The sequence below is a fragment of the Streptomyces sp. NPDC093111 genome (genome assembly GCF_040683955.1).
Lineage (GTDB): Bacteria > Actinomycetota > Actinomycetes > Streptomycetales > Streptomycetaceae > Streptomyces.
In genome coordinates, this window is sequence record NZ_JBFBNW010000020.1 from 61,566 (window position 1) to 74,841 (window position 13,276).

Here is a 13,276-nt window from a genome sequence, read left to right on the forward strand (position 1 = left end):
TCCGTGCCGAGGAGGCAGGCCGTCCGCGATCCTGATGCCGCCGTCGAATCCTCCCACTCAGAGAGCGAGTCACCGAAGTGTCCCCTGCCACACCCGACCCGAAGAGCGGGGGTGCGGCGCTCGAACTGCTCGTCCACGGAGTGGGCGGAGCCACCGCGGCCGACATGCTGGACGACCCGCGCACCACACGGGTCACCGGCGACCGGACGGCCGCGATGTACCGCCGCAGGGACGATCTCGACGCCGAGGACCACCCCGAGCGCTACGCCGAACGCCCGGTCCCCGAGGCCTACTGCTGGTCCAACCTCACCTCCGGCAACGGAGCGCGCGCCCTGTGGCTGCTGCTCCTGCCGTTCATGGTCGCCAACCTCGCCCATTGGATGCGCCCGCCCACCCAGGGCCACGCCCGCCTCGTACGCCTCTACGGCGTCCTGGTCCGGCTCGTCGCGCTCACCCTCACCGTCCTGCTCACCGCCGCCGCCTGCGAGGTCGCCCTCGACCTGACCGCCTGGCAGTGCGCCGGCTCCGGCGCCTGCGCGGGACAGCGCTCCTGGCTCGGCTTCCTGTCCGCCGAGCGCGGCGGCTGGTGGTCCCAGCCCGGCCGCCGGCTCGCCCTCGCCGCCGTCGTCCCCGCCGCGCTCGTCGGCCTGCTCTGGTACCTGTCCAACCGCACCTGGAGCGCGTACGAGGCCCAGCGCCCGCCCACGGGGTACGAGACCGACCCCGGCCCCGCCCAACCGCCCGCCCCCGACACCGAGGCCGCCGACGCCGCCACCCCCACCGCGCTGCGGCCCGCGCTCGGCCGCCCCGGCTTCTGGTACGGGCGCCGGCTCGTCGCCCGGCTGCGCGCCGCGCACACCGCCGCCGGCTTCCTCACCGTCGCCGTCGTCCTCGCCGGGGCGGCCGCCCGGCACGACGCCCCCGGCGGCCTCCTCGGGTCGCTCGGCCTCGTCGTACGGAGCGCCCTCGCGATCCTCGCCGTGGTCGTTCTGGTGGTCGTCTGCCGCCGGGGGCGCAGCGAGAACCGCCTCGACCTGCGGATCGAACGCGCCCTCGTCTCCTGGCTGCCCGCCACCGCCCTGCTGGTGCTCCTGCTCACCGCCTTGCACACCGGCTGGTCCCGCCCCGGCTGGGTCTCCACCGGCACCCTGCCGGGCGATGTCGTCTTCGGCACCCTCACCCTCGCCCAGGGCGCCCTCGTCGTCGGGCTCTGCGTGGTCGCCCTGCTCCTGTGCCGCCCGCGCCGCGACCCGCGAACCGCCCTGTACGGGCTCGGCGGCCCCGCCGTCGCCATGCTGGCCTGCGCCCTCGGCGGGGTCATGTCCGGCGGCGTCGCCCAGCGGGTCGCCGACTGGCTCGACGGCTCCGGCACCCCCGGCACCGGCGAGGGGCTCATCACCGGGCCGCCGGTGCTGCTCAGCTGGCAGGCGTCCGTCATCCCCGTGCTGCTCCTGCTGCTCCTGGTCCCGGGCGCCGTCCTCGTCGCCCGCACGGCCCTCGCCGCCCGCTCCCTGCGCGCGGCCGTCGAGGCCGACTACTCCTTCGAGGACCCCGACCCCGTCCGCACCGGTCAGATCGCCGCCGGCCGGGCCCGCGCCGCCCTCACCGACTCGGCGCCCCACTTCGTCGGCGTCGTCTCCGGAGCCACCCTGCTCCTCGGCGCCGCCTCCGTGGCCGGCGCCTGGGCCAGCGGCAACGTGCCCGGCCGCGCCTTCGACGGCGCCCACCCGGCGATCGCCTCGGCCGCCACCGCCGCCCAGGCCCTCGGCTCCTGGATGATCGGATTCGGCTTCCTGCTCTTCGTCACCTGGGGCAGGCGCGCCTACAAGGACCCCTCCGCGCGGCGCACGATCGGCATCCTGTGGGACGTCGGCACCTTCTGGCCGCGCGCCGCGCACCCGTTCGCCCCGCCCTGCTACGCCGAGCGGGCCGTGCCCGACCTCACCTGGCGGATGAGCTCCTGGACCCGGCGCACCGGCGGCCGGCTCGTCATCTCGGGCCACTCCCAGGGCAGCGTCCTCGCGGCCGCCGCCGTCTGGCAGCTGCCGCCGGCCACCCGCGGCCGGGTCGCGCTGCTGACCTATGGTTCGCCCCTGGAGCGCCTCTACGGGCGCTGGTTCCCGGCCTACTTCGGCCCCGAGGCCCTGCGCGGGCTGCACCGCACGGTGCACTGCTGGAGCAACCTCTATCGGGCGACCGACCCGATCGGCGGACCGGTGCGGGTCCCGGCGGAGGGCGACCGGCCGGCCGTCGACCGTCCGGTGCTGCTCGACCCCGTCGCGTACGGACGCACCCGCGAACACCCGCTGCCCGAACCGATCCTGGGGCACTCCGACTACCAGGCCGACCCCGAGTTCGCCGCCGCGCGCGCCGCCCTCCTGGACCGGCTGCCGCCCGCGCTGCCCCGCCAGCGCGGCACCACCCCGGAACACCAGGAGAGTCCGGGTCAGGGCAGCTCCGGCAGATCCTCCGGGTAGAGCAGGGTCAGGTCGTCCGTGCTCGCCTCGGCGAGCGCGGCGACCCGCCCCGCGTGCCGCTCCACCATCGACTCGAAGGTCTGCCGCGCCGTGCGCCCGTTGCCGAAGGCCGGCCCCTTGGGCAGCTCGGTGAAGTACGTCATCAGCGCTTCCCCGGAGCCCGGGGCGAGCCGGTACTCGTGGTCCTCGGCCTGCTGCTCCACGATCCGCAGCAGCTCCTCGGGCAGGTAGTCGCTGAAGGTGATGGTCCGTGAGAAGCGGCTCGCCACACCGGGGTTGACGGTCAGGAAGCGCTCCATCTCCGCCGTGTACCCGGCGGCGATCACCACGACCGCGTCCCGGTGGTCCTCCATCAGCTTCACCAGCGTGTCGATCGCCTCCCGGCCGAAGTCCCGCCCCGAGTCCTCCGGTGACAGGGCGTACGCCTCGTCGACGAAGAGCACCCCGCCGCGGGCCCGGTCGAACGCCTCCTGGGTGCGCAGGGCCGTCGAGCCGATGTGCTCGCCGACCAGGTCGACCCGGGAGACCTCCACGAGATGCCCGCGTTCGAGCACGCCGAGCGAGGCGAGGATCTCGCCGTACAGCCGGGCCACCGTCGTCTTGCCCGTGCCCGGGTTGCCGGTGAAGACGAGGTGGCGGCGCGCGGACACCACCTTCAGGCCGGCCTCCTGGCGTCGGCGGCCCACCTCGATCATGTTGGTGAGGGTCCGCACCTCGTGCTTGACGCTCTCCAGGCCGACCAGCGTGTCCAGTTCGCCCAGCACCTCGTGCGAGGAACGCGCCTCCACCGGCGCCGGCGGCTCCTCCGGCGGCGCGGCGGCCTGGGCGCGGGGCGGCGGTACGGTGCCGAGCAGCCCGCCGGTCCGCGTCGCCGTCAGCACCGTGCCGGCGTCCGGAGCCACGGGCGTCCGCAGCTGGCTCTCGTCGCTGGTGCAGTCCTCGACGACCGGCCCCTCCTCGGGGAAGTCGTAACCACCGCGCGCGCACCGCTCCGTACGGCACTTGCGCAGGGTGGTCCGACAGCCGTCCATGACGTGGAAGCCGTAGCCGCCGCTGCCCGTCACCCGGCAGCCGAGGAAGGAGCCGCGACCCTCGGCCGAGACGTAGAACCCGGCCTCGGCGGGCGAGGTGACCGTGCAGCGCTCGATCGTCGGGTCGGCGCCCTTGGTGACGATGACCCCGGTCTGCACGGCGTCGATGGTGCAGCCGGCGAGGGTGCCGCCGCTGCCGTGGTCCCGGAACCAGGCGCCCGTGGCGGCCTCGCGGATGCGGCAGTCGTCGAGCTGCGCGGTGGCCCCGTCGCTCACCGACACGGCCGTGTTGCGCACCTGGGACAGGTCGCTGTCGACGACGTCGGCGCGTGAGCCGCGGTCGAGGACGAACAGGGCGTCGGGCACGTCGTGCACCCGGCAGGAGTCGAGCACGGCGGTCGCCCCGTCGCTCACCCAGACCGCCGGGTAGTCGCCCGTGCTGTCGTGGATCTCGCACTGGTTGGCGTCCACGCGGGTCCCCGGGTCCCACACCGACAGGCCGTTGCGCCCGAACCGGCGCACCGTCGAGCGGGTCAGCGTGAGGACCGAACGCGAGCGCAGGTCCACCGCGTTCTCGGGGATGTCGTGGATGTCGCAGTCGGAGAGCGTGAGCACGGCGTCCGTGTCGAGGGTGATGCCGTCGGCGGAGGTCCGGTGCACGGTCGAGTCGCCGATGTGCGCCGTGGCGCGGGAGGCGATCTGCAGGCCGGTGCCCTTGATCTCGTACACCTCGCAGCCGAGCGCCTCCAGGCCGCTGCCCTCGCCGTTGACGGCGATGCCGGCGCCCGAGGCGTGGTGCACCCGGCAGCGTTCCAGCCGGGGGTGGGCGCCGCCGCGCACGGAGATGCCGGACTGGCCGGCGGCCACGACCTCGCACTCCTCGAACACCCCGCCGGCGCCGTCGAGGACGGCGATGCCGACGCCCGCCGGATTGTCGACGGTGCAGCGGCGGACGGTGGGGCGGGCCGCGCCGCGCACCTCGATGCCGGCGGCGGAGCGGGTGCTGATCCGCAGGTCGAGCAGTTCCGGCGTGCCGTCCTCCACGAGCAGCGCGGGCGCCGCCGCGTCCTGCCCCTCGACGTGCAGGTCGCGCAGGGTGGCCGAGGCCCGTACGGTCAGCGGGACCCCGTCGGCCGGCGCGATCCGCACCGAGCCGCCGTCCCCGCCGCGCAGCGTGACGGCCCGCTGGATCACCAGGTTCTCCCGGTAGGTGCCGGGGGCCACGGTGAGGGTGTCGCCGTCGCCCGCGGCCTCCAGGGCGGCGGCGAGGGAGGCGTACTCGCCCGTGCGGCGCCGCCACCGCGACGTGCCGGTGTGCGTCACCTGGACCGTGCCCTGTGCCATGGGTGTGCTCTGCCCCCGCCTCGTGCGCCGACGCTGCTCCGATGCCCCACCGTAGCGCGCGCGGCGCCGCGGGGTTGACGGGTCAGCTGCCCGTCCCCGTACGGCCCCAGTCGGGACCGGCCTGGGCCCAGGCGCGGTCGAGACGCGCGTACCGCCGCCGTACCAGCCGCTGTACGACCAGCCGTCGGGCGGTCTCCACGAGCAGGCCCCCGAGGAACGCCACGGTCAGGCCCGCGATGAGGGCGTGCGCCCGCGCGGTCTCCGGGTGCATCGGGGCGGGCACGGGCCGCCCCGACCGGTCGGTCCACAGCGGGAAGGCGTCACCGGGGCGCGCGTGCTGCCGGGTGGTGTTCAGGGTGCCGGTCCGGGAGCTGCCGTCCGGGGCGGTCCACTCGGCCACGACGGCGGGCCTGAGCCGCTGCTCGCCGGCCTCCTCGGCGGTCCGCCGCCCGGCTCCCTCCTCGGCGGTGCGCACCACCCGGGCGACGGTCGGCACCCGCTCCTGGTACTGGGCGCGGACCGCGCGCTGCAACGATCCGTTCGCCGAGAGGCCCGCGGCCAGCCCGGCCGCGGGCACTGCGAGACACAGCAGGACGGCCGCCGTGAGGGCGACCCATGCCTCGATCACGTCGGTGGTCCGGCGCACGGGATTGTGCCGCCAGCGCCAGAGTCCGATGGCTGCACGCACGCTCCGCACCCCCTCGTTGTCCGCTCTTCCAACGAGTGTGCCCCGGGGGAGGGTTCCTCGCCTGTCGAGCACGGAAGAGTGACGCGGACCGGTCGGCGGGGTCAGTCCAGGATCTCGACCGGGTCGCCGGCCTTGATGACGCCCCGCCGCTCGGGAACCAGGTTCTGGCCGAAGATCAGCCGGCTGCCGTCCCTGCGGTGCCGGGCCAGGGTGCGCAGCGGCTCCTTGCCGCGCTCGGCGGTCTCCTGGTCGGTGGTGGTGACCACGCAGCGGCCGCAGGACTTGGCGACGCGGAAGGTGACCTCGCCGATGGCGAGGCGGCGCCAGCCGTCCTCGGCCCAGGGGGCGGTGCCGTCGATGACCAGGTTCGGCCGGAAGCGGTTCATCGGCAGGGGGCCCTCGTCGGCGTGGTCGCCCTGGGCGATCAGGGAGTTGAGGGCGTCGAGCGAGGAGGTGGTGGCGGCGAGCAGCGGGTAGCCGTCGGCGAAGCTGACGGTCTCGCCGGGCAGCGCGAAGTCCGGGTCGACGGGACGCCGGCGGGCCGGGTCGTCCATGTGGACGAGGCGGACCTCGCTCTGGAGGTAGGCACTGAACCAGGCGTCCGCCGCGGGGTCGGCGGGGGCGGCCTCCACCAGGTCGCCGAAGATCTCCACCGTGATGGTGTCCCCCTCCCTCGGGGGCTTCGGCACCTCGACCGTGAGCGGGTCGGCGCCGGGCGCGGCCAGCGTGACACCGCCGTCCGGCAGCAGGGCGGCCGAGGCCAACGCCAGCCGCGCGTGCTGGCGTTGGGTCACGACCTTGCCCGTGGTGTCCACCACGGTCCAGCGGCGGTCGCCGGCCAGTCCCCATGGCTCGACTTCCGCCTGGGCGGGGGAGAACCCGCGCAGTGCCTTGACCGGGTGGACGTGGACGGAACGCAAGACAGGAATCGGCATGCCGCCATCCTGCCAGTCGCCCGTCCCGCCTCCGCGATCAGTACCCGCGGCCCTGGTAGGGGCGGTTGTACGGGTCCTCGTACGCGGCGGGCGTCGGCATCGGCCGGGGGGCGGCCGGACGCATCGCCTCGTAGCCGCCGGCCACGGGGCGGGGCTGCTGCGGAGCCTGGGGCCCCGGGTAGCCGCGCGGGGTGACGGGCTGCTGCGGGATGTACGGGGCGGGGGCGTGCTGCAGCGGCACGGGGGCCATCTGCGGGGTGGGCTGGGGGTAGCCGTACGCGCCGCCGTGACCGCCGTAGGACGGGGTGGGCTGCTGCGGGGCGGGGGCCGCCGGGAGGGCGGGCAGGGCCGCGGGCAGGGCCGGCAGGTAGCCGCTGCTTCCGGAGAAGCCGCTGTTGGTGTCGTACACGGAGGGCACTCGGATCGGGGCGATCTGAGGCGTGCCCCGCTCTGCGACGAGGGAGTCGTAGATCGGGGTGTCGGGGAACGACGGCGCGGTGTAGTAACCGCCTCCGTAGGTGGAGCGCGGGGAGGTCATGGCTCATAAGGTAAGCCCACGATGTGCCCTATGGGGAGCCCGGAATGGCGGTTGGTTGACGGGTTCTGAGAGGCCACCGATCCCCAATGCGATCGAACGTGACAAAAACGGACGCCCGATGGCGTATGGATCTTGTAAACCCCAGTTGAGGAGGGGTTACCGACCGGTCCGGTGTCAGGTTGACGTAAAGAAAACCGGCGGCGACAAAGGGGTTCCGGGAGCGTCCGGAGCCCGTCTCGCGTGCAGGTTTAATGACCCCGGCGTGACGGCGGCTTCCGGCCATTACTCCGTGTGCCGGGAAAAGCGCGCTGCGGTGCGGATTTCGTCGGCCGGGCGTAAGTCCTCCCCTTCCACGCCGCGCCCCGCCCCCGGTAGTGCTGCACCGCCGAGTCCACCGTCATCAACAAATAGAGGAGTGCGGTGAACGGGAGCAGCGGCCCGAGCCAGAGCGGCTGCCGGTAGTAGCGGAGCATCGGCAGGTACGTGAACGCCATCACCGCCCAGGCCGCGGCGCCCGCCCACGCCGCCGGGGCGTCCTCCGTGAGCAGCCCGGCCACCGCCGTCGCGGGCGGCGCCAGATAGACCAGGGCGAGACCCGCCACCGTCCCGGCGAGCAGCGTCGGGCTGTGCCGGAGCTGCGCGTACGCGCTGCGCGAGACCATCCGCCACAGGTCGCCCAGGCGCGGGTACGGACGGATGCTGTCCACCCGGTCCGCGAGCCCCAGCCAGATCCGCCCGCCCACGCCCCGCACCGCCCGCGCCAGCGACACGTCGTCGATGACGGCCTGCCGGATCGCGTCCGGCACCCCGGCCCGCTTGGCCGTCTCCGTCCGCAGCAGCACACAGCCGCCCGCCGCCGCCGTCGCCAGGGGGCGGCGCCGGTTGATCCAGCGGAACGGGTACAGCTGGCAGAAGAAGTAGACGAAGGCCGGGACGATCAGCCGCTCCCAGGGGCTCGCCACCCGAAGCCGGGCCATCTGCGACACCAGGTCGAGGTCGTGTCCCGTCGCCGCCGCCACCAGCAGCCGCAGACTGTCCGGCTCGTGCGCGATGTCCGCGTCGGTCAGGAGCAGGAACTCCGGCCCGCGCGCCTGGGCGAGCGCCGTCCCGTGCCGCAGCGCCCACAGCTTGCCCGTCCAGCCCGGCTCGGGTTCGCCCGGCGAGACCACCGTCAGCGCCAGGCCCGCCTGGCGTGCCGCCAGCTCCTCGGCCAGCCGCCCGGTGCCGTCGGTGCTCCCGTCGTCCACGAGGATCACCTCCGCCTGCCCCGGATAGTCCTGGGCGAGCAGCGACGGCAGGCTCAGCGGCAGCACCTCCGCCTCGTCACGGGCCGGCACGACGACCACGACCCGTGGCCACACCTCGGGCGGGCGCACGGGCACCGGAAGGCGCTGGTCCGTGCGCCAGAAGAATCCCTGGCCGAGCAGCAGCCAGGCCCAGACGGCCAGGGAGGCGATCGCGATCCAGGCAAGCGGGCTCATTCGCCGCAGTCTGCCCCAGATTGCCGGGGATGCAAGGGTGGTCGGCTAGGGTGACCGGGTGAAGATCGCGCTCATGGACTCCGGAATCGGCCTGCTCCCCGCAGCGGTCGCGGTGCGCCGCATGCGGCCCGACGCGGACCTGGTGCTCTCCTGCGACCCCGACGGCATGCCCTGGGGCCCGCGCACCGCCGAGGACCTCACCGGCCGGGCGCTGGCCGTGGCCCGGGCCGCCGCCGCCCACGAGCCCGAGGCGCTGATCGTCGGCTGCAACACCGCGACCGTCCACGCCCTGCCCGCGCTCCGTGAGGCACTGGAGCCCCGCATCCCCGTGATCGGCACCGTGCCCGCGATCAAGCCCGCCGCCGTCGGCGGCGGCAAGGTCGCGATCTGGGCGACCCCCGCCACCACCGGGAGCCCCTACCAGCGCGGACTCATCCGCGACTTCGCCGAGGGTGCCGAGGTCACCGAGGTGCCCTGCCCGGGCCTCGCCGACGCCGTCGAGCACGACGACGCGGAGGGCGTGCGGCGTGCCGTCGCCGCCGCGGCCGCGCTGACGCCCCGGGACGTCCGGGCCGTCGTGCTCGGCTGCACCCACTACGAGCTCGTCGACGAGCAGATCCTGGCCGCCCTCGACCGCCCCGACCTGCCCCCGGTCGTCCTGCACGGCTCCGCCGGGGCGGTGGCCAGCCAGGCACTCCGGCGCATCGGGGCCGAGGCCGACCCGACGGCGCCCCCGACGGGCACCCTGACCGTGCTCCTGAGCGGCCGCACCGGCGGGCTGCCGGCCGCGGCCCTCGGCTACCCGCAGGGGCGCTTCCTGGAGTCGGCCGCCGCCGCGCGCTAGGTCGTGTCCGGAAAGTAGCGCCGTCTGCCCGCAGGGCAGGGCTCGCGGCGTCTGGTGCGTGCGAGCGCAAGGCGTCGGGATGTCCTCGTAGCGGAGCTACTTGGGCGTTCCGGCAACGCCGCGATCGTGCGTGCCAGACGCCGCGAGCCAGGCGGGACTTTCCGGAAACGACCTAGGGGCGCGCCCCCGTTTGCCGCTGCCAGGGCGCCGGAGCGACCGGACGTACCTAGGCTGTTGCCATGAGGGAGCACTCCTCGCACCAGGGGCCCGAGCGGCCCACGCCCCCGGTCTGGACCGGCCGGGCGACCAACCGCCTCCAGTGGCTGCCGGCCGTCGCCGGAGCCGCCTGCATGGCGCTCGGCATCACCCTGGCCGTCGAGTCCCCCTGGACCTCCGGCATCGCACCCCTCCTGATGGCGGTCATCGGCTGTGTCGCGGCCGGCGTCCTCGTGCTCTTCGGCACGCTCGCCTTCGTGCACGTCGCGGTCCGCGTCGACGACGACGCCATGGAGGTCCGTTGCGGCCACATCGGCGTGCCGCGCCGCCGGATCCCGCTCTCCCACGTGGTCGGGGCCGACTTCGAGCCCTCCGTCACCCCGCGCCAATGGGGCGGCTGGGGCTATCGCTGGCGCCCCGAGAAGGGCACGGCGGTCGTCGTCCGGCGCGGCGAGGGGCTGGTGCTGCGGCTCGGCGACGGGCGCACGTTCACGGTGACCGTCGACGACGCCGAGGCGGCCGTGCGGGCGATCCGGGGGCTGCTGCGGAGGGCGACGCCCACCGGGCCGACGGGCCACTGAGGAGCGCGGGCGCCCCTGGGGGCGCCGTCCCGTCGGGCCCACAGGGGGCGCGACTAGACTCCGGCACGTGAGCGCCACCATTACCCCCGTCGACGTGCCCGAACCCGCTCCCGCGTCGGGGCGTGGCCGAGTGCCGCGGCGACTGCTGCGGCCCGGTGCGGCCGTCCTGTCCGGGCTCCTGCTCTTCCTGAGCTTCCCGCCGCGGCCGCTGTGGTGGCTCGCGCTGCCCGCGTTCGGGCTGCTCGGCTGGACCCTGCGCGGCCGGCGGCTGCGCGCCGGATTCGGCCTCGGCTACCTGGCAGGTCTCGGCTTCCTGCTTCCGCTGCTGGTGTGGACCGGCGAGGAGGTGGGCGCCGGTCCCTGGCTGGCGCTCGCCGCCGTCGAGGCGCTCTTCGTCGCCGCCGTGGGGCTCGGCATCGCCGCGGTCTCGCGGCTGCCCGCCTGGCCGCTCTTCGCCGCCGCCGTGTGGATCCTCGGCGAGGCGGCACGCGCGCGCGTGCCGTTCGGCGGCTTCCCCTGGGGCAAGATCGCCTTCGGACAGGCGGACGGCGTCTTCCTGCCGCTCGCGGCCGTCGGCGGCACCCCCGTGCTCGGTTTCGCCGTCGCCCTGTGCGGCTTCGGCCTGTACGAGGTGGTGCGCCTGGTCCTGGAGCGGCGCCGCTCCGGCACGGACGGGACCCCGGCGCCGGTGGCCCGCGGCCCGCTCGTCGCCGCCGCCCTCGCCGTGCTCGTCCCCGTCACCGGCGCGCTGGCCGCGCTGCCGCTCGTGGACGACTCCGCCGAGGACGGCACCGCCACCGTCGCGGCCGTGCAGGGCAACGTGCCGCGCCTCGGTCTCGACTTCAACTCCCAGCGCCGCGCGGTGCTCGACAACCACGCCAACCGCACCAAGGAGCTCGCCGCCGAGGTGAAGGCGGGCCGCGAGCCGCAGCCCGACCTCGTGCTGTGGCCGGAGAACTCCTCCGACATCGACCCGTACGCCAACCCCGACGCCTACGAGGTGATCGACCAGGCGGTACGGGCGATCGGCGCGCCCACCGTGATCGGCGCCGTCATCGCGCCCGAGACCGGCAAGCTGCGCAACACCCTGATCCAGTGGAACCCCGGGCGCGGTCCGGTCGCCGAGTACGACAAGCGGCACGTGCAGCCCTTCGGCGAGTACATCCCGATGCGCTCCTTCGTACGCCTCTTCAACAGCAACGTCGACCGGGTCCGGCGCGACTTCGGCGCCGGCACCAAGGTCGGCGTCTTCGACCTCGCCGGCACCAAGGTCGGCCTCGCCACCTGCTACGAGGCGGCCTTCGACTGGGCGGTGCGGGACACCGTCACGCACGGCGCGCAGCTCATCTCCGTGCCCAGCAACAACGCGACCTTCGGGCGCAGCGAGATGACCTACCAGCAGCTCGCCATGTCCCGGGTGCGGGCCGTCGAGCACAGCCGCAGCGTGGTCGTCCCCGTCACCAGCGGGGTCAGCGCGGTCATCCGCCCCGACGGCGAGATCGTGGCGCAGACGAAGATGTTCACGCCCGACGTGCTGGTCGAGAAGGTGCCGCTGCGCTCCTCGCTGACCCCCGCGACCCGCATGGGCACCCTGCCCGAGGCGCTGCTCGTCGCCCTCGCCGTGGCCGGTCTCGGCTGGTCGGCGGCCCGCTCCGTGCGCGCCAGGCGGGGCCGGGGCGGCGCCGGGGCCTGACCGGGGCGGACGACGGGGGCCGGACCGGGGCCGGCCCGCCGGGACCCGGAAGATGATCTAGGGTCGCCCCATGGGCACCCCTGACTTCATCCGTGACATCCGGGCCTCCGCCGGCCACCAGCTGCTCTTCCTGCCGGGCGTGAGCGCGGTCGTCTTCGACGACCGCGGACGGGTGCTGCTCGGCCGGCGGGCCGACACCGGGATGTGGGCGGTCATCGGCGGGATCGTCGAACCCGGCGAGCAGCCCGCCGCCTGCGCCGTCCGCGAGGTGTACGAGGAGACCGGCGTGCACTGCGTCGCCGAGCGGATCGTGCTCGTCCAGACCCTGCGCAAGCCGGTCGTCTACCCCAACGGCGACCAGTGCCAGTTCATGGACGTCTCCTTCCGCTGCCGGGCCGTCGGCGGCGAGGCCCGGGTCAACGACGACGAGTCGCTGGAGGTCGGCTGGTTCGAGACCGACCGGCTGCCCGAGATGAAGCGGTTCTCGTACCTCCGCATCGAGAAGGCGCTGGCCGACGAACCCACATGGTTCGACACCACTCCCCAGGGCTGAACTATGGGTGGGCAGCACATCGGTCGGGGGTGGGGCCGTTCATAGGGTGCGGAACATGAGCGCCCCCACCACACCAGGCCCCGTACCGGCCCAGGCCCCCGTGCCCGGCCCCGTACCCGGGGCCGTCGCCCTCGACCTCTCCGGGCGCACCGCGCTCGTCACCGGCGCCGCCAGCGGCATCGGCCGGGCCTGCGCGCTGCGCCTCGCCGCCGCCGGGGCCCGGGTCAGAGCCGTCGACCGGGCCGCCGAAGGTCTCGACGAACTGGCCGGAGCCGCCCGGGGCCTCGCGGGCGCGGTCGAGCCCCGGCTGCTCGACCTCACCGACCTCGACGCCGCCGAGGCGGCCGCGGCGGGCACCGACATCCTCGTGAACAACGCCGGGCTCCAGCTCGTCCGGCCCATCGAGGAGTTCCCCCCGGAGGTCTTCCACACCGTCCTCACCGTGATGCTGGAAGCACCGTTCCGGCTGATCAGGGGCGCGCTGCCGGAGATGTACGCGCGCGGCTGGGGCCGGATCGTCAACGTCTCCTCCGTCCACGGGCTCCGCGCCTCGCCCTTCAAGTCGGCCTATGTGGCCGCCAAACACGGACTGGAGGGCCTCTCCAAGACCGCCGCCCTCGAAGGCGCCCCGCACGGCGTCACCTCCAACTGCGTCAACCCCGGCTATGTGCGCACGCCCCTGGTCGAGCGCCAGATCGCCGACCAGGCCGCCGCCCACGGCATCCCCGCCGAGCGGGTCCTGACCGACGTCCTGCTGAAGGACTCGGCGCTGAAGCGGCTCATCGAGCCCGAGGAGGTCGCCGAGGCCGTGGTCTACCTCTGCGCCCCGCATGCCTCGTTCGTCACCGGTACCTCGCTGGTCCTCGACGGGGGCTGGACGGCCCACTGAGCGCCC

11 protein-coding genes are annotated in these 13,276 nt (G+C 74.8%); 6 read left to right on the forward strand and 5 right to left on the reverse strand.

Translation table 11 applies throughout. From position 1 onward, the window contains the following. Nucleotides 1–77 precede the first annotated feature (77 nt). A complete protein-coding gene (locus AB0Q96_RS30520) occupies nucleotides 78–2,477 on the forward strand; it encodes a hypothetical protein (RefSeq protein WP_365331040.1) in 2,400 nt (799 codons plus the stop codon). Here AB0Q96_RS30520 and AB0Q96_RS30525 read toward each other — a convergent pair. The 5 genes from AB0Q96_RS30525 to AB0Q96_RS30545 all read right to left on the reverse strand — a co-directional run bounded on the left by AB0Q96_RS30525 (nucleotide 2,447) and on the right by AB0Q96_RS30545 (nucleotide 8,494). Continuing rightward, entirely contained in the window at nucleotides 2,447–4,852 is a 2,406-nt protein-coding gene (locus AB0Q96_RS30525; RefSeq protein WP_365331042.1) for a right-handed parallel beta-helix repeat-containing protein, read from the reverse strand. The two genes, AB0Q96_RS30520 and AB0Q96_RS30525, sit on opposite strands and share 31 nt — an antisense overlap. Before the next feature lie 82 nt (nucleotides 4,853–4,934). After that, entirely contained in the window at nucleotides 4,935–5,540 is a 606-nt protein-coding gene (locus tag AB0Q96_RS30530; RefSeq protein WP_365331044.1) for a hypothetical protein, read from the reverse strand. A 101-nt stretch (nucleotides 5,541–5,641) separates the two neighbouring features. Beyond that, the gene (locus AB0Q96_RS30535; RefSeq protein ID WP_365331046.1) at nucleotides 5,642–6,475 is read right to left on the reverse strand and encodes an MOSC N-terminal beta barrel domain-containing protein; all 834 of its coding nucleotides are present in this window, start codon (nucleotides 6,473–6,475) and stop codon (nucleotides 5,642–5,644) included. Nucleotides 6,476–6,512: 37 nt separating this feature from the next. After that, entirely contained in the window at nucleotides 6,513–7,013 is a 501-nt protein-coding gene (locus AB0Q96_RS30540) for a DUF6643 family protein (protein WP_365331048.1), read from the reverse strand. 248 nt (nucleotides 7,014–7,261) lie between these two features. After that, nucleotides 7,262–8,494, reverse strand: coding sequence for a glycosyltransferase (locus AB0Q96_RS30545; RefSeq protein ID WP_365331050.1), 1,233 nt, complete (start codon nucleotides 8,492–8,494; stop codon nucleotides 7,262–7,264). A 58-nt stretch (nucleotides 8,495–8,552) separates the two neighbouring features. On the opposite strand from AB0Q96_RS30545, the gene AB0Q96_RS30550 reads away from it, so the two are divergent. The 5 genes from AB0Q96_RS30550 to AB0Q96_RS30570 all read left to right on the forward strand — a co-directional run bounded on the left by AB0Q96_RS30550 (nucleotide 8,553) and on the right by AB0Q96_RS30570 (nucleotide 13,270). After that, on the forward strand, nucleotides 8,553–9,338 hold the full coding sequence (locus tag AB0Q96_RS30550) for an aspartate/glutamate racemase family protein (protein ID WP_365331052.1): 786 nt from the start codon (nucleotides 8,553–8,555) through the stop codon (nucleotides 9,336–9,338). A gap of 239 nt (nucleotides 9,339–9,577) precedes the next feature. Next, nucleotides 9,578–10,135, forward strand: coding sequence for a hypothetical protein (locus AB0Q96_RS30555; RefSeq protein WP_365331054.1), 558 nt, complete (start codon nucleotides 9,578–9,580; stop codon nucleotides 10,133–10,135). 67 nt (nucleotides 10,136–10,202) lie between these two features. Continuing rightward, a complete protein-coding gene (lnt, locus tag AB0Q96_RS30560) occupies nucleotides 10,203–11,828 on the forward strand; it encodes an apolipoprotein N-acyltransferase (RefSeq protein ID WP_365331056.1) in 1,626 nt (541 codons plus the stop codon). A 70-nt stretch (nucleotides 11,829–11,898) separates the two neighbouring features. Further along, nucleotides 11,899–12,381 (forward strand): NUDIX domain-containing protein, encoded by a 483-nt coding sequence (locus AB0Q96_RS30565; protein WP_365331058.1) that lies wholly within the window; start codon nucleotides 11,899–11,901, stop codon nucleotides 12,379–12,381. 55 nt (nucleotides 12,382–12,436) lie between these two features. Next, a complete protein-coding gene (locus tag AB0Q96_RS30570) occupies nucleotides 12,437–13,270 on the forward strand; it encodes a 3-hydroxybutyrate dehydrogenase (protein WP_365331059.1) in 834 nt (277 codons plus the stop codon). Nucleotides 13,271–13,276 lie beyond the last annotated feature (6 nt).